16 protein-coding genes are annotated in these 16,536 nt (G+C 48.5%); 4 read left to right on the top strand and 12 right to left on the bottom strand.

What is annotated here, in order from left to right; translation table 11 throughout:
* The first annotated feature begins 132 nt into the window (after positions 1 to 132).
* From NYR52_RS02200 to NYR52_RS02185, 4 genes are all read left to right on the top strand, one after another.
* Complete coding sequence (locus tag NYR52_RS02200) at positions 133 to 1,437, top strand: glutamate-1-semialdehyde 2,1-aminomutase (RefSeq protein ID WP_211341941.1); 1,305 nt, start codon at positions 133 to 135, stop codon at positions 1,435 to 1,437.
* An 86-nt stretch (positions 1,438 to 1,523) separates the two neighbouring features.
* Positions 1,524 to 1,910 carry a globin domain-containing protein gene (locus NYR52_RS02195; protein ID WP_029071690.1) on the top strand — a complete coding sequence of 129 codons (387 nt, stop codon included), beginning with the start codon at positions 1,524 to 1,526 and terminating at the stop codon, positions 1,908 to 1,910.
* Positions 1,911 to 2,155: 245 nt separating this feature from the next.
* On the top strand, positions 2,156 to 3,205 hold the full coding sequence (locus NYR52_RS02190; RefSeq protein WP_259436190.1) for an alpha/beta fold hydrolase: 1,050 nt from the start codon (positions 2,156 to 2,158) through the stop codon (positions 3,203 to 3,205).
* Positions 3,206 to 3,684: 479 nt separating this feature from the next.
* A complete protein-coding gene (locus tag NYR52_RS02185; RefSeq protein WP_259436189.1) occupies positions 3,685 to 3,912 on the top strand; it encodes a hypothetical protein in 228 nt (75 codons plus the stop codon).
* 50 nt (positions 3,913 to 3,962) lie between these two features.
* On the opposite strand, the gene NYR52_RS02180 is transcribed toward NYR52_RS02185, so the two are convergent.
* The 12 genes from NYR52_RS02180 to proC form a co-directional block, all read right to left on the bottom strand.
* Positions 3,963 to 4,676: a hypothetical protein gene (locus NYR52_RS02180; protein WP_259436188.1), complete on the bottom strand. Its 714-nt coding sequence runs from the start codon at positions 4,674 to 4,676 to the stop codon at positions 3,963 to 3,965.
* A gap of 348 nt (positions 4,677 to 5,024) precedes the next feature.
* Positions 5,025 to 5,330: a cytochrome C oxidase subunit IV family protein gene (locus tag NYR52_RS02175; RefSeq protein WP_022735668.1), complete on the bottom strand. Its 306-nt coding sequence runs from the start codon at positions 5,328 to 5,330 to the stop codon at positions 5,025 to 5,027.
* Between the two features lie 3 nt (positions 5,331 to 5,333).
* Complete coding sequence (locus NYR52_RS02170; protein ID WP_259436187.1) at positions 5,334 to 5,957, bottom strand: cytochrome (ubi)quinol oxidase subunit III; 624 nt, start codon at positions 5,955 to 5,957, stop codon at positions 5,334 to 5,336.
* Positions 5,957 to 7,876: a cytochrome c oxidase subunit I gene (ctaD, locus tag NYR52_RS02165; RefSeq protein ID WP_259436186.1), complete on the bottom strand. Its 1,920-nt coding sequence runs from the start codon at positions 7,874 to 7,876 to the stop codon at positions 5,957 to 5,959. Before ctaD ends, NYR52_RS02170 begins: the two co-directional genes overlap by 1 nt.
* Positions 7,877 to 7,941: 65 nt before the next feature.
* Entirely contained in the window at positions 7,942 to 8,943 is a 1,002-nt protein-coding gene (coxB, locus tag NYR52_RS02160; protein ID WP_310795328.1) for a cytochrome c oxidase subunit II, read from the bottom strand.
* A 110-nt stretch (positions 8,944 to 9,053) separates the two neighbouring features.
* Positions 9,054 to 10,013 (bottom strand): heme o synthase, encoded by a 960-nt coding sequence (gene cyoE, locus NYR52_RS02155; protein WP_132223376.1) that lies wholly within the window; start codon positions 10,011 to 10,013, stop codon positions 9,054 to 9,056.
* Positions 10,014 to 10,557: 544 nt separating this feature from the next.
* On the bottom strand, positions 10,558 to 10,959 hold the full coding sequence (locus NYR52_RS02150; RefSeq protein WP_022735663.1) for an ATP-binding protein: 402 nt from the start codon (positions 10,957 to 10,959) through the stop codon (positions 10,558 to 10,560).
* Complete coding sequence (locus NYR52_RS02145; RefSeq protein WP_259436185.1) at positions 10,952 to 12,760, bottom strand: ABC transporter ATP-binding protein; 1,809 nt, start codon at positions 12,758 to 12,760, stop codon at positions 10,952 to 10,954. The genes NYR52_RS02150 and NYR52_RS02145 overlap by 8 nt, the downstream gene beginning before the upstream one ends.
* A 521-nt stretch (positions 12,761 to 13,281) precedes the next feature.
* Entirely contained in the window at positions 13,282 to 14,061 is a 780-nt protein-coding gene (codY, locus tag NYR52_RS02140) for a GTP-sensing pleiotropic transcriptional regulator CodY (RefSeq protein WP_022735660.1), read from the bottom strand.
* Between the two features lie 219 nt (positions 14,062 to 14,280).
* Positions 14,281 to 14,805, bottom strand: coding sequence for a signal peptidase I (gene lepB, locus NYR52_RS02135; protein WP_158283402.1), 525 nt, complete (start codon positions 14,803 to 14,805; stop codon positions 14,281 to 14,283).
* 64 nt (positions 14,806 to 14,869) lie between these two features.
* Positions 14,870 to 15,145, bottom strand: coding sequence for a hypothetical protein (locus tag NYR52_RS02130; RefSeq protein WP_259436184.1), 276 nt, complete (start codon positions 15,143 to 15,145; stop codon positions 14,870 to 14,872).
* Between the two features lie 407 nt (positions 15,146 to 15,552).
* On the bottom strand, positions 15,553 to 16,380 hold the full coding sequence (proC, locus tag NYR52_RS02125) for a pyrroline-5-carboxylate reductase (RefSeq protein WP_132223364.1): 828 nt from the start codon (positions 16,378 to 16,380) through the stop codon (positions 15,553 to 15,555).
* Positions 16,381 to 16,536 lie beyond the last annotated feature (156 nt).

Genomic DNA, 16,536 nt, shown 5'->3' with positions numbered 1-16,536 from the left:
AAAAGCGTATATATTCCCAATCTGAGAATATCACAGGTGCAAACGTTGAGACAACAACAAGTCTTGCGCCTCGAAGCCTAGGCAGTACGAGAAAACAGCGTTACAATTGACAAAGATGGAATAAAGGAGGAAGTGCTATTGAAAATCGACCGTTCTATTCAATTATATAATGAAGCGTGCGATGTGATCGTGGGCGGTGTGAACAGTCCATCACGGTCTTTTCGTGCTGTGGGCAACGGCACGCCCATTTTTATGAAAAAAGCGCAAGGACCCTACTTCTGGGATGAGGATGGAAACCGATACATCGATTATTTGGCCGCATTCGGTCCGATCATCTTGGGTCACGCTCATCCTGTCGTGACTGCCGCCATCATCGAAACGGCTTCTGCCGGCGTATTGTATGGCACACCTACAGAAAAAGAAGTGCGGTTTGCCACCATGCTCCGTGAAGCGATCCCGACCATGGAACAGATTCGTTTTGTCAACAGTGGCACTGAAGCGGTGATGACCACTATCCGCTTGGCCCGCGCCTACACCGGCCGCACCAAGATCCTGAAGTTCGCCGGTTGCTATCACGGGCACTCCGACTTGGTACTGGTTGCTGCCGGTTCGGGTCCTTCCACACTCGGTACACCCGACAGTGCAGGGGTTCCCGCCAGCATTGCGCAAGAAGTGATTACCGTCCCGTACAATCGAATCGACACCTTGCAAGAAGCGCTCGACCATTGGGGCGATGAAATCGCGGCGGTTTTGGTAGAACCTTTGGTTGGCAACTTCGGCATCGTTCCGCCTAACCCTGGCTTTTTGCAAACAGTGAACAAGCTGGCTCATGAGGCGGGCGCGCTTGTGATCTATGATGAAGTGATCACTGGCTTCCGCTTCCACTACGGCGGCGTCCAAACCATGTTCGGTGTCGAGCCCGACTTGACCGCTCTCGGCAAAATCATCGGCGGCGGCCTGCCCATCGGCGCCTATGGCGGCAAACGGCACATCATGGAAAAAGTCTCACCGATGGGACCGATGTACCAAGCAGGAACCATGGCTGGCAATCCCCTCTCCATTGCCGCCGGAATCGCCTGTGTTGAAACCCTCAGACAACCCGGGACTTACGAACGGTTGGATCAAATGGGCAAAACCTTGGCAGATGAGATTAAGCGTTTGGCCAAGAAACATGGCATCACGATCAGCCTAAACCGGGTAGGGGGCGCGTTCACCGTCTACTTCACCGAAGAGCAAGTGACGGATTATGAAGGCGCGAAGCGGGCTGATGGTGAGCTGTTCGGCCAGTTTTTCCGATTGATGCTTGAAGAAGGCGTCTATTTGGCCCCATCCAAATATGAAGCTTGGTTCCTCACTACCGCCCATAGCGAAGAAGACATCCAATTCACCGTGCGCGCTGTAGAACGGGCTTTCAAAAAGATGAAACCCTCTCAATGAGAGGAGTTGCGGTGATGCAAACACACTAGCAAATAATGCAATCTAGGTTTAGGGCCAGCTCTGGAGCGCCCTGTTAGGAGGTGTACATAATGGATCAAACGAAAACACCCTACGAAGCCATCGGCGGCGCAAAAACGGTGCGCGCGATTGTAGAGGCATTCTACCCACGAGTGCAGGCACATCCCTTGCTGAAGCCGATTTTCCCTGAGGACATCACACCCGTGATGGAAAAACAGCGATTATTTCTCACGCAGTTTTTAGGTGGCCCTCCCCTGTATTCGGAGAAATACGGCCATCCAATGCTTAGAGCACGGCACCTCCCCTTCCCTATCACCCCCGCCCGTGCAGAAGCTTGGTTAGCTTGCATGAGCGAAGCATTGGACGAAGCTGGAGTTCAGGGAGCTGTCCGCGAGTCACTATGGGCACGGCTGGTTATGGCAGCGCATCATATGGTCAACACAGAAGATCAATAACCCTTGGGGACACGCACGCAGCCATCCGCGGCGTGTTCCCTTTTTATTTTCCCGCTGTTCGGCGTACGCACACCACCATGCGACGTTTTTTCTCCTATTATCCTCCCTCTGCGCTATTGCTTTTCGCACATTTCTCGGCAAGCAGGCAAAATTTATCCAGTTCTTGAAGGAAATAAGTAGAAAACAGAGAATATCTTATCCCCAAACCAAACTTCTGCAAAATCGCTCAAAAAGGTGGGAAATTCATGTTTAAAAGTAGAACCCCCCAATTTTTCGACTTGAAGAAAAGAAAAATTGAGGGCAGTGTTGCTACAATTGAAAAAATCATACTGGGTGGGCAGGAGCAAACCATCATGGTTCGCGGACGGGATCAAAGCCATCCGTTGCTGTTGTTTCTGCACGGGGGTCCCGGGTTTGCCCAGATTGGTTTTGCCCGCCATTATCAACAAGAGCTGGAAAAACATTTTTTGGTTGTGAACTGGGACATGCGCGGCACGGGAAAATCATTCTCCCCACGGCTGTTAAAAGCGGACATGACCATTCAGCAACATATTGACGATATATATGAATTGATTCAATACTTGCTGACTCGCTTCAACCAGAAACGCGTCTTTTTGGCTGGCCATTCTTGGGGTAGCATCCTCGGGATCTTGTTTGCCCAAATACATCCAGAACTTCTCCACGCCTATATCGGCATTGGCCAGTTGAGCAATGTGGAAAAAGGGGAACTCATCTCCTATCAGCATGTGCTGATCCACGCGCGGCAATTGGAAAAACGGCGGGCCATATCCGCATTGCAACGGCTGGGGTACCCTCCTTACAAGCGCACACGTGACCTGTATGCACACCACAAATGGGTCTCCCGTTTCGGTGGAGATGTGAGAAAAGGGAGCATTTTCCGTTTCTTGTTACGCGGCTTCTTTTCCACGGAGTACACACTTCTCGATTGGTGGCGCTATTATAAAGGGATGCGCCTGCACATGCGCAGTATCGGCCGAGAGATTATGCGCATCAACCTCTTTGACGACGTGCAAACGGTTGCAATCCCTGTCTATTTATGCGTGGGCAAATATGACTATCTCTCTCCCCATGAATTACAACAGCGTTTTTTTGACCACCTATCCGCGCCTGCCAAGGACTTAATTTGGTTTGAAAACTCAGCGCACTGCCCCCATCTGGAGGAACCATCGTCATTTTTGATCACCATGTTGCGGATCAAGGAAGAATTGCTTATCCATAAGCAAAAGGATCTGTTGCGGCTGAAGAGCCCCCTTGGCATTGCCCAGTCAGGATAACTCGTTTCAACACTCGCTCGCCGCAATAGAGAGAATATTCAAATCATTGCGGCGAGCCGGGTGAAACGGCTCGAGCACCACATCCTGAGAGTTCCATCATCACCATAATGTTCCCGTCACGCTCTCTCCATGTACTGCTTCCACCCCATTTTCACCACTTCCAAACATCTCCCTGTCTGCTTCTTTTTTTATGACTGAAAACCATCTTTCATCATCCTAATTAATCTCAAAAAGGTACTCGTGATGGTTCCAGGGATTCATCCAAAAGGACAAATATGGAAAAAACCAGCGCAAACCCCTGCCATTTCAACGTCTGTACAACCATTTTTTTAAAAACGAAGCATAATTAGATGGAAATAGACTTTAGAAATGCAAGATTTTATGAGAAAATAGTTAGTAGAAACATGAACATATTCACGTTTCTCCTCTTTTGCAGGTTATGGATGACTGCACCACCATACTGGAAAGGAGAGAATGATTTGGAACCAATCAAATCTTTGCAAACAGAAGACTTGCTCGTTCCTGCAGTCGAGACCGCTCCTTGTTCCATCTGTGGCAATGAAGCACGATATGTGGAGATCAGTTTTGAATCGCCGATCTGTTCGACCGACTGCGCCAAACGGATGTGGAAGCAATATGTTGACACCCAAGTGTCTCGCAAATATCGAACCATCGAAAGCTCGGCTTTTTTCCCTGAAACCAAATAAAACAGCGGACAGCCGATTTTGCGCAAATCCAGGCTGTGCGCTGTATTTTTTCATTGCTCGAGTGTCAATGGACCGATTCTCTTCTTTTGCAATTGCATGGCCGCTTGTAGCTCCGTCTTGTGATCGATAAAAAGATACTCTGGCTTGACGGTGCGTTTTTTGAGATCAACTGGCATCAACACCAGCGACTCTTTATACACATCCACCACCGCGTAGGTGGCGTTTCCTTTGCGCACAACCAAATATTCCACTTGGTTGGAAGCTACCAAATATCCGCTGGCGCTGGAGACGGTCATCACGATTACAATGAATAAAGCCCCTGCCGAAACCCACTGTTTGTACACTGCCAAGATAAACAACGCCGCCATAAAAAGAATGAACAAGAGCAGATAAAAAACGATCAGCAACAAAGATTGTTCCACTCGGAAATCCAGTTTTAATCCCAACATGAACCCGACAGAAAGCGGTAGCAATACCGGCAACAAATACTGGCCGGTTCGTCGCAAGTGATCATGTTGTGTGAACACCCAAAACAACAAACCCACCACCACAATGCAAGACATCGCTAAAACAATAGCATTCAAGCTGATGTCGGCATAAAGCGAAGGTAACCCGAAATAAGCTTTGTAGGCACTTTCCGACAAATAAGCCGCAAAGTATCCCAATCCGGTTACCGCACCCAGCCCCAGACCTTCAGACAATTCAAACTTCCTAACCAAAGAAACGTCATTTCGCTCTCTCTTACCAAACCAGGTTGACAACATGGTGTACATCCCTCAATTGTTGGATCAAAGTGATAAGATTCACCATTTATGATAACGGGTAAATCATACAAAATAAACGAGATTACAAAACAGATTGCAATTATTTTTAAATATAAGTATTCCTATGCCTCTACTCAAAGACGTAGGTTGGTTGATTACTAGGCTAACGCACAACCGCATATCAAGAATGCGTAACACAAGGGGCTGTTTTGACAAGTAAAGCAGCAGATACTAAAGCGTCCCTCCATCCCGTCACGCAAGATAAACGAAGTGACACGAAAAACACCGACTGCCACAATCAAAACAAAAAGCCCTTCTCGTCCGCTTTGGACGGAAGGGCCTTGATCGCTACATCAAGATGATTCCCACAGCAGAAACCACCGCAATCAAAATGCCTGTAACCATAAAGATCGTGTAAAACGCGGTTCCTTTTTGATTCAAGTGCATAAAGGTGAAAAGTTGCAAGAACACTTGAATCGTAGCCAAGACAAGGATCAGCGGCAGAATCATGTTCGTTGGAACAATATCATACATCACAAGAGCAAACGCTACTACCGTCAGGGCAATCATCAGCAAAAACGACAAGACGTGTTTTGTCGCGCTCTCAGAACTACCCGATGCAGCATGGTTGGATGTGTTAGGTTGCTGTGCCACCGCTTAACCCACCTTTCCGAGCAAGTATACCAAACTGAAAATGAAAACCCAGACTACGTCGATAAAGTGCCAATACAGGCTGGAGACAAACAGCTTGGGAGCTGTCTCCTTGGTGATGCCCCGTTTGGCCGCTTGAATCATCAGCGTGGAGATCCAAACGATCCCGAAGGTAACGTGCGCACCGTGCGTGCCGACCAGCGCATAGAACGAAGAACCGAACGCGCTGCTCATAAACGTGTGCCCTTCATGGACATAGTGAATAAACTCGTAAATCTCCAGACCCAAGAACGAAGCACCGAGCAACACGGTGATGCCCAACCACAATTGCATCGCTTTGTAATTCAGCTGGTTCATCTTCATCATGGCCAACACGCTGGTCAAGCTACTGGTCAACAGAATGGCCGTTGCTGCGGCAACCAATTTCAAGTCAAACAACTCTTGTCCGTTCGGGCCGCCCAGCGTTTGATTGCGCAGAGCGAGATACGTCCCGAACAAGCAAGCGAACAACACGGTCTCTGCTCCCAAGAAGAGCCAAAAACCAAGTACTTTATTCTTGCCGTCCAAGGTTGCCGTTTCCAGATGGTTAGGCATATTGGGGTTTGCCTTCACTTCGGTTTGTGCTGCCATTATGCCTTAACCCCCTTATTCGCTTCTTCGATTTCATGCGGTTCGATATGATAGCCGTGATCTTGATCAAACGAGCGCATAAACATAGCGATGAACACAATGATCAAGCCCAGAATCCCCATCGAATAGTCGCCGCGGGCCACGAAACCAAACCCAGCCACAAAGAATCCGATCGACATCAATAGCGGAATGAAAGATGGAGATGGCATATGAATCGAACCGAGTGGTTCAGCCGCCGGCATTTCTTTATTGCCCGCTTGCTTCTCCATAAACCATGCGTCATAACCACGAACCAATGGCAATTGTGCGAAGTTGTACTCTGGAGCTGGCGAAGAGATCGACCATTCCAACGTACGTCCATCCCATGGATCAGCCGGAGCTTTCGTACCTTTCTTGAAGGTGATCACAATGTTGAAGATGAACGCCAACGTACCAATTACCATACCGATCGTCCCGATGGTGCTAAGCAGGTTCAACTGTTCCAGACCCACATTGGCTTGGTAGGTGAACACCCGACGTGGCATCCCGAACAATCCCAAGAAGTGTTGCGGGAAGAAGGTGAGATGGAAGCCGATCAGGAACGTCCAGAAATGGATTTTACCCAACGTCTCATTCAACATCTTACCGAACATTTTCGGCCACCAGTAATAGGCACCTGCAAAGATACCCATGACCGTACCACCAACGAGCACGTAGTGGAAGTGCGCAACAACGAAGTAACTGTCTTGATACTGGAAGTCAGCAGGTGGCAACGCCAGCATGACCCCTGTCATCCCACCCATTACGAAGGTGGGGATAAACCCTACGGCAAACAGCATGGCTGTCTTAAACCGGATCTGTCCGCCCCACATGGTAAACAGCCAGTTGAACACCTTGATCCCCGTTGGCACGGCGATGGTCATCGTCGCTACCGCGAACACCGAGTTGGACCATGGACCCAAGCCCACTGTGAACATATGGTGTACCCAAACCATGAAGCCCAAGAAGCCGATTACCACAGTTGCGAAAACCATGGAGGTGTAACCGAACAAACGCTTTTTGGAGAACGTGCTGATAACTTCCGACATGATACCGAAAGCCGGCAAAATCACGATATATACTTCCGGGTGACCGAAGATCCAGAACAAGTGCTCCCAGATCACGGAGCTACCGCCCATGGCGTGATCAAAGAAGTTGGCTCCGAACAACCGGTCGAACATCAACAGCAACAGACCCACTGTCAGCGCCGGGAAGGCGAACAGGATCAGTGCTGAAGAAATAAACGAAGTCCATGTGAACATCGGCATTCTCAAGAAAGTCATACCCGGTGCACGCATGTTGATGACGGTGACAATGAAGTTCAAACCACCAATCAACGTACCAATACCGGAAATCTGCAAGCCCAACACATAATAGTCTATCCCAGGTCCAGGGCTATAATCATTCAATGCGAGTGTGGTATAAGACGTCCACCCAGCATCAGGCGCTCCGCCAAAGATCCAGCTCAGGTTGAGAAGAAGTCCCCCTGCTGTAAACAGCCAGAAACCAAGTGAGTTCAAAAACGGAAACGCAACGTCGCGCGCCCCGATTTGCAACGGAATCACGGCATTCATCAGACCGAAAAGCAACGGCATCGCTGCCAAGAAAATCATGGTTGTGCCGTGCATGGTCAACAGCTGGTTAAAGGTATCCCCCACAAACAGGTCGTTATGCGGAACAATCAACTGCATCCGCATGAAGATTGCTTCGATACCACCGATGAGGAAGAAGAAGAAACCCGAGATGAAATACATTATCCCAATCTTTTTATGGTCCACCGTGGTGAGCCAATCCCATGCTTTGCTCTTCTTGAATTTTTCGATGGCCTCCTTGTTATAGCCACCCGTTAAAATCGCCGTGATGAACAAAGCAAAGACGATTAGCACGATAAGCGTCCCCATGGTGTTCCCTCCTTCTTAAACGAGATGTTCAAAATGATTTGTTGTCATGGCCATAAGTCAAAAAATTACTTACGGTTCATCAGGTAATCAACCAACGCGTCCATTTCTTTTGGCTCCAAGTAGTCAATTTTCGGCATGAGTGTGCCAGGTTTGACACTTGTCGGATCTTTGAGCCATTTTTTCAAGTTCTGCTCATCATGCGGCAAAATACCAGCAATGGTCGTGCGTGTACCAAACTTGTTCAAGTCCGGGCCGATGATGCGTGGGTTGTTGCCAGCGTGGCAACCCAAACAGTTTTGCATGAAGATTTTTTCGCCTTCTTTTTGGGATGCCGTTTGCGCTACGGCAGGCTTTTGCATTTGCGCTACCCATTTGTCGAAGTCAGCCTGTTCTTCGGCAATGACTTTGAAATCCATCAGAGCATGTCCTGCACCACACAACTCCGCACATTTTCCTTGGTATACACCCGGTTTTTTCGCGTCCAGCCACATCGTGTTAACACGACCGGGAATTACGTCCATTTTACCGCCAAGTGCAGGCACCCAGAAAGAGTGCAATACATCTTTACCGTGAATTTCCAAATGAACTTTTTTGCCCACAGGAATATGTAATTCCTGAGCGGTTTTGATGTTCATTCCTTCATATTGGAACTCCCACCAATATTGATAGCCAGTCACTTTTACCTTGATGGAATCATCTTCGCGAGGCATATCCGCCAAATCAAAGGTGTATGTCACCGTTGGTACCGCCAACACCGCCAACAAGATGATCGGTATGACAGTCCAAATGATCTCAAGGGTGTTGCTACCATGAGTCTGTTCCGGTATCACATCTATGCCTTTGCGTTTTCTGAAGCGGATAAGAACATAAATAAAGATCGTAATTACCACTGCAAAAACCCCACACATGAGGAAGAAACTCCACTTGATGAGGTCAAGTTGCTTTTGTCCCGCAGAACCGGATGGGTCCAAAACGTTTAAACTGTCATGGCCTTGGCATCCAGAGAGGACCAAAGTCGCGAGCAACAGCACTGTCAATACTCGCCACATTCCTTGTCGACTCACCACGATCAAACCTCACTTTCTGTTAACTTGACCCGCCCCAATGTAACCAGCGGGACGGATCACTGAATTCACAGTGCAAAAGATCTATATCAAGCTATTTATAAGCACTGTTTCTATTTTGTCAGCATTGCGATGCCTTCTGTAATGACCACATCCAACATCATGACCAACAGAATCGTTGTTAAATAAATCAAGGAGTAGAAAAACATCTGCTTTGACCATTTTACTTGATCATCTGTATAAAACCCCTTGACAGCCAAAGCGACATACACACCACCCAGCACCAGGGAACAGATCAGATAGAACCAACTGCCGGCACCGGTCACAAAGAGCAATACGGATGATGGGATCAATAATAGCGTAAAGATCAGCGTCTGTTTCTTGGTCTCCTTCAACCCTTTAACAACAGGAAGCATCGGAATGCCCGCTCGGCGATAGTCATCTTCTTTTAGTATCGCCAGCGCATAAAAGTGCGGAGGCTGCCACATAAACAGAATCAAAAAGAGCGCCCAGGCATTCAAATCAAGCGAATTGGTCACTGCGACCCAACCTAGCATCGGAGGGACGGAGCCGCACACACCACCAATGACTGTATTCCATGTGCTTGTGCGCTTCAACCACATGGTGTAGATGAATACATAAACCCCAAACCCGACCAATGCCAAGGCAGCGCTTAAGAGATTCACTCCAAAGGCGAGCGCGAGCGTCCCTAACACAGTTAATAGGGTTCCATACCACAGGACCGTCTTCGGTTTTAGCCTTCCATCCGGTACGGGCCTAGACTTGGTACGCTCCATTAATGGGTCGATGTCACGGTCGTAATAGTTATTGATCGCGCATCCGCCCGCTATGACCAATGCCGTGCCCAAGAGAGTGAACACCAGCGTGCTCCAGTCGAACAATGCAAACCTCGCCGCTAGCAAATAACCGGCAAAAGTAGCAAACAAATTGCTTTTATTGATGCCCGGTTTGGTCACTTCCACAAAGTCGCGCCAAGTTGCCCTTGAAGCCGCTTCGATCGATTCGAGGATCGGTTCAGCAGCTGATTGCTGAGGCACAGATCGTTCCACCATACAGACCTCCTTTCCCACCAAGAAACCTCGAAGCCAAGTTAAACGTTTTCACACGGACAAAAATGGTTTAAGCGCACCACTCCATGTTGTTCGTGCAGAATATAATTGGCTTTAACACACAAAAAAATGTAACCCCATAGGCTTATCGACCCTATGATATTACATTCCATTTCTCAATTATTGGGTTTGAGAAATGTCAATAGCCATGCTTAATACCATCATCATTTTAGTTGATCGCAAAGTGGGATGCAAGCGTGGGTAACAACGCGTTGAAGGCAACAAATCAATATTTACCAGTATTATTGCCTTCTTCTTGCGATTCTCTTCACAAACTTCCTTATTCAATAGTCTAATCGAAGCTCCCGGTAGAAAGTTGACATATATGTGAACAATTTTTGAGAAGCCGTCAAACGGGAGAGAAACCCGCCCTTCACTGCCGATTTCGACCCATTTTTTTCATATCCATCCAAGTTAAGCCAGTCCATTTGGTGAAAAAAGCTGCTCTCCATCAAAGAAAGCAGCCTGGATACATCTATTTTTCATTTTAATGCTTACATGTATTCAGCCATTTGATCACTTCCACACAAGTGCCTGAATCTACGGGAATCTGCTTCATTTCATCCATCAGCATGCCCACATGTTGCAACCCCGATGTCTCACCGAAGGTTTGCTTCTTCCCTTTGGTGATTTCATCGAAGTTGGCGATGCCGGGCCCCGCGTCCTGCACCTGCACCTTGATTCCCCGTCGCTCTTCCTCTTCTACAGCCTCAACCCAAATATTACCATGGTCGGCATATTGAATCACATTGCGCGCCAGCTCCGAAACCGATTGGACGATGCGCGCTTGATCCAATTCATCAAAACCCATTTCACGTGCCATTTCTCGTACTTCGCTACGAATGTGCACAATATCCCACTCATAATTGATCTGGAATGTTTTACGCATGTTTTCCCTCCATCAAACCGCTTACGTCCTGTTCTGCATTGCCATTCTCCTCCGGTTTGTTTCCCAAATGCTGTACATTGAACAGCTGGGCATAGAGGCCGTTTTCTCTCAGTAGTTCTTCATGCGTCCCTCGTTCAACCACACGCCCTTGATCGACAACCAGAATTTGGTCGGCGTGGGTAATGGTTGAGAGGCGATGAGCCACAATGATGGTTGTTCGGTCTTTCACCAGTCGATCGAGCGACTCCTGCACAAGGTGTTCAGATTGTAAATCAAGAGCCGATGTCGCTTCGTCTAGAATCAGTATGGCAGGATTTTTTAAAAAGACCCTTGCCAAGGCGATCCGCTGTTTTTGCCCCCCAGACAACTTCACACCTCGTTCGCCAATCTCTGTCTGGTACCCTTCCGGCAACCCTTCTATAAATTCATGGGCATTGGCGGCGCGGGCGGCGGCCCGAATTTCCTCCTCCGTGGCGTTGATGTTGCCCATGCGGATGTTTTCAGCGACGGAACCACTAAACAATATGTTCTCCTGCAACACCAACCCTATTTGCCCCCGCAAACTTTTTAAAGTGACATCGCGAATATTGTGGCCGTCAATTAGAATCTCGCCCTCAGCGGTATCATAAAACCGAGGAATGAGCGAGATGAGGGAGGATTTTCCACCCCCACTTGGCCCGACAAGCGCCACTGTCTGTCCTGGTTCGATCGTCAAATCGATCCCATCCAAGATCCAATCCTGCTCTTTGTGATATCGAAACCGCACCCCGCGAAACTCAATTCTCCCCTTCACCCTGGAGATCGGTTTTGCTCCCGGTTGATCCGTGATTTCATATGGTTCATCCATGAATTCAAATACACGGTCCATCGAGGCGAAAGCTTGTGTCAATGTGGTTGATGAATTGACTAGGCGCCGAATCGGATTATAAATCAGCCCCATATATCCATAAAAAGCGGTCATTTCACCAATCGTCATCGTTCCTTGAACCACAAAATAAGCGGACAGCGCGATCACGACAATCGGTGCCAAATCCGTCAAGGTGTTGATGGAAGCAAACGTTTTGGCCACCCATTTCGTATGCGTCATCGCCTTGTCGAGAAAATGCCTGTTCCTTTTTTCAAACTGCCCCTGTTCGTATTCTTCCAAATGAAAAGCTCGAATCACAGAAACGCCTTGGAGCCGCTCATGCAAATGGCCTTGCAAGTCCGCCAGCGCTTGGGAACGCTCTTTTGTAAACCGGCGCAAATTCTGGAAAAAATACTTTACGGCTACCCCATAAAACGGAAAAATGACGAGGGAGATCAGTGTCATCAAGGGATCCATGTACAGCATCATCCCGATCGCGATCAAAAGGGTCGCCGAATCGAGCCAGATATTCATCATTCCCGTGATCACAAACTCTTTGGTCTGCTCCACATCATTGATCACGCGTGATATAATTTGGCCCAATTTTTGGTTTTGGTAATACCGCAATGAAAGTTTTTGAATATGGTCAAACAGTTGATTGCGGATGTCGTACAACACCCTGCTCGCCGTCCACTGGGCAAAATATTGCCGATAATATTCCACCGGCACACGCACAACGGTAAACAAAAAGAAGGCCCCGGCGATGACCCAGGCGAGTTTTTCCAACTTGTCTTGATCGGACAAATGAGAAAGCAGCAGATCATCCACCACATATTTCAAAAGCAACGGCATCAACAACGGGATGCCGAACTTGATCATCCCGATCACCATGGTAAGCGCAATCTCTTTCCAGTATGGCTTGACAAACCGGAGATAGCGCCGCATACTCTCCATCTGATTCAACTCCCGCACAATGAACATGGACACGGTACTCATTATAACAAAGGAATGGTCGTGCATGTGAACAATGGCGGGAATGCCTACTCCTCTGCATGAACTTGTCCGTGTCGCGCAAGGTCATTGACCATTTTGTGACAAATCGACAAACAATGCCTTCGCTTCTTTTTAGTGTAAAAAGACGTATGAATATCTTCCGCCGCATGAAATGTGCTTGTCCATCCATCTTCGTAAGCGATGCAAAAAACATCACCAATAATGACTTTTGTGACCGGCTGGACCGCCAATGCTTTTACATGCGAGCACAACGGACAGCGCGATCCACAACATCGCGATCCCCATCCGCCCTATCTCTTTTGGTTCATTCCGTCGCTTGATTCCCCCTCGTCTTCAGACCATATAAACGGCCTGAAGACGCTTTCCCTTTCCCTGCAATTACTCACATTATACCGCAACATTCCTGAATTTTCATTCAAAAAAGAAGGCCCAAAGCTCTATATTGAGCTCGGGCCTTTCTTTTAGTGACGGGCTTTTTCCAGCGCCGGGAGCAATTTGGGGTTAAGAATTTTGATATAGGTACCTTTCATCCCCAAAGAGCGGGATTCCACGACACCAGCCGATTCCAATTTACGCAGAGCGTTTACGATCACCGAACGGGTAATACCCACGCGATCGGCGATTTTGCTCGCAACCAGAAGCCCTTCCAGACCATCCAATTCATTGAAGATGTGCTCAGCTGCTTCCAACTCACTGAAGGAAAGGGAGTTGATAGCCAATTGCACCACCGCACGGCTGCGTGCTTCCTCTTCCACTTTCCCGGCACGTTCGCGCAGGATTTCCATCCCGACGACCGTCGCGCCGTATTCACCCAGAATGAGATCATCTTCGCCAAACTCCGTGTTCAGGCGGGACAGCACCAATGTGCCCAAGTGATCCCCGCCACCGATAATGGGTACCAAAGTGGTGTACCCTTGGCGGAAAAAGTCGCTCATTTCCGTTGGGTAAGCGGTGTAAGGGCTATCGACACCCACGTTCGGCATCGTTTTGTCTACTTCCATCAGCAGTCTAGCATAATCGGTTGGGAATTCGCGGGTTTTGATGTATTGCGTAATCCGTTCGCTTTCTACCTCATGGTTGATGGCCAAACCCAGCATTTTCCCTTCCGGGCTGACGATGAAGGTGTTTGCGCCGATGATGTCACACAAGGCTTGAGCGACTTCATCAAAATCTACCAAGTGATGCCCTACGTTTCTTTGAAGAATTTTCGAGATGCGGCGTGTTTTCGTTAACAGATCCATTGCTAAATGCCTCCTAGAAATTTTGATACACTTTGTATGTTTATTGAGCCGTCCACATTAACGTCCGATTGGGCTCCAGGACGATCTTGTTAGGGATTCGTTAGGAAAAGCATAACAACACTTACCTATTATGCGTCATTTCATTTGGAACGCAATTTGATTTTTGTGAACAATTTTTGACTTTTATACCTATTTTAAATTATTCCCTTCAGCTTGGGATTACAGCGATACAGCCAATGAAGGGCGCCACAAAATCAATTCCACTTTTCCATCAATCAAGGCATAGGGAACCATCCCCACGCCGCTGTACCGGCTGTCTCTAGACGCATAGCGGTGACGGTTGTCCCCCATGACAAATACGGTTTCTTGCTTTACCTTGACCGGGCCAAAATCCCCATCTTCGATCATGCTATCGATATACGGTTCTTGCACCCGTTTCCCGTTGCGGTACAAAAGGCCGTCGCGTATCTCAATGATGTCTCCCGGCTCCCCAATCACTCGTTTCACCAGATACCGATCTGGGTCGGACGGATCACGGAAGGTGATGACGTCACCAACCGTCGGCTTTTCCAATAAAAATTGGAATTTGTTGATCAACAAATGATCCCCATCGTGCAAAGTCGGCTGCATGGACGTTCCGCTCACCACGGAGAGCGCAATTCCGTAGTGATTGACGGTCCAAGCAAATAGGCAGGCATATATTAACACCATCGCCCAACTGTATAGCCGTCTCACTTGCAACATTTCATTCACTCCATCAACCATCATCTGAAGAGTCAGGTAGTGGTGACACCATATGGAGCGAATGCTAGAGTAAATGGTTCCGCACGGCGATGAACTGCATTTTTCGAATGTTCCTTCGCTCTGGCCACCTGTTCCACACTTGTTGCAGGATCATGATGCGTGGGCCGTTGAGAAAGCTGCCCTCCACCAGCCCGCGGAAGCGACCCTTTCGGTTCCAATCGCGATTATGCATCGCACGCAGCGTGTCAGGGACAGTGACGCTCCCGCCCAACCGCATGGAACCAATCAAGTTTGGAAAAGTGACAAACTGCTGATCCAGACGTCTTCCACACATCCCCATTTTTTTCTACCACTTCTGTATGATAGTTGGCAAGTATGCGTGGGACAACTTTCGGCAAAATGACGGATTTTTACCTAACTTTTCCATCGGACTCCCGCGCCATCACGCTTCACACAATGGCATCACCAACATGCGTGTGGTTTGACCCACAGTTTTGCACTCCTATTTTCCTTTATTTCCAAAAAAAGAAAAAGATAAAACACCCAAAACTCAGAATTTATCATAGAGGGCTAACATCGTTTTTCTAAAGGTATCACAATCCGCACCGAAAAGAAAAAGAAAACCGGGATCATTGCCCGGTTTTTTGTGACAATTATGTGCAGGATAGAATTGGGTCCTATTCACTTCACGCGTGACAGGCGTTCCTCATTCGCATAATTTACCATACATATCCTCGTCGCACACGGTCAACATCCGCCACGCTTCCCCATTTCTCCGGCGCGCTCTTTCGCCCGCAATACCGCCATCTTCATCGCTTCAGCCACATCAAATCGGCGCAACACTTCTAACCCCGCCATCGTCGTTCCACCCGGTGAAGTGACTTCACGGCGCAACTGCTCGGCTTCTTTGCCGCTTTCCATCAACATGTGGGCTGCCCCCAATAAGGTTTGCACCGTCAGTTGACGGGCTGTTTCAGCCGGCAAGCCAGCATGCATCCCCGCCGTTTGGAGAGCTTCGGCCATGTAGTAAATATAAGCCGGTCCGCTCCCGGATAAGCCGGTGACAGCATCCATGGCGCTTTCATCCACCCGCACCACGGAACCGACACTCATAAATATGCGCTCAGCCATGGCGAATTGCTGTTCAGTCACCGCTCGCCCCCCACAAAGGGCAGTGGCGGACAGGCCCACCGCACAGGAAGTGTTCGGCATGGCTCTGACGACAGCCACTCCGTTTTGAACAAATTCCTCAATGGTTTGTGTCGTGATTCCGGCAACAACCGAGATCACCAACTGCCCCGGGCGAAGGCGATTCTGCCAAAAGGTGAGCGCCTCCTCCGCATCTTTTGGCTTCACCGCCAAGATCACAACGTCCGCAAGTGCCACATGATCTATGGTTTGCTTCGCCACCTCCAATCCGTATCGCTTCACCAACGTTGTCATACGATCACGGTCACCGCGATTAACCATGGAAACTTGGTTGCTGGTAATTTCACGTCGTTTAAGCAGTCCCTCCAAAATCGCCTCTGCCATCGCTCCCGCTCCAATAAACCCGATTGCACATTTTTTTAACATCTCAACCCCTCCTTAAAAAAATAAACAACCCTCTTATGTCCCCAAAGGACGAAAGAGGGTTGTTCTTCCGCGGTACCACCTTTGTTGGCGCACGGCTTCCATGAATGCGCCCAACTCCTGCGATTCACATCGCATCCTGATAACGGGATGGCTCCC

Source organism: Laceyella sacchari, from assembly GCF_024927925.1.
Lineage (GTDB): Bacteria > Bacillota > Bacilli > Thermoactinomycetales > Thermoactinomycetaceae > Laceyella > Laceyella sacchari.
This window is presented reverse-complemented; position numbering and strand designations above follow the sequence as displayed.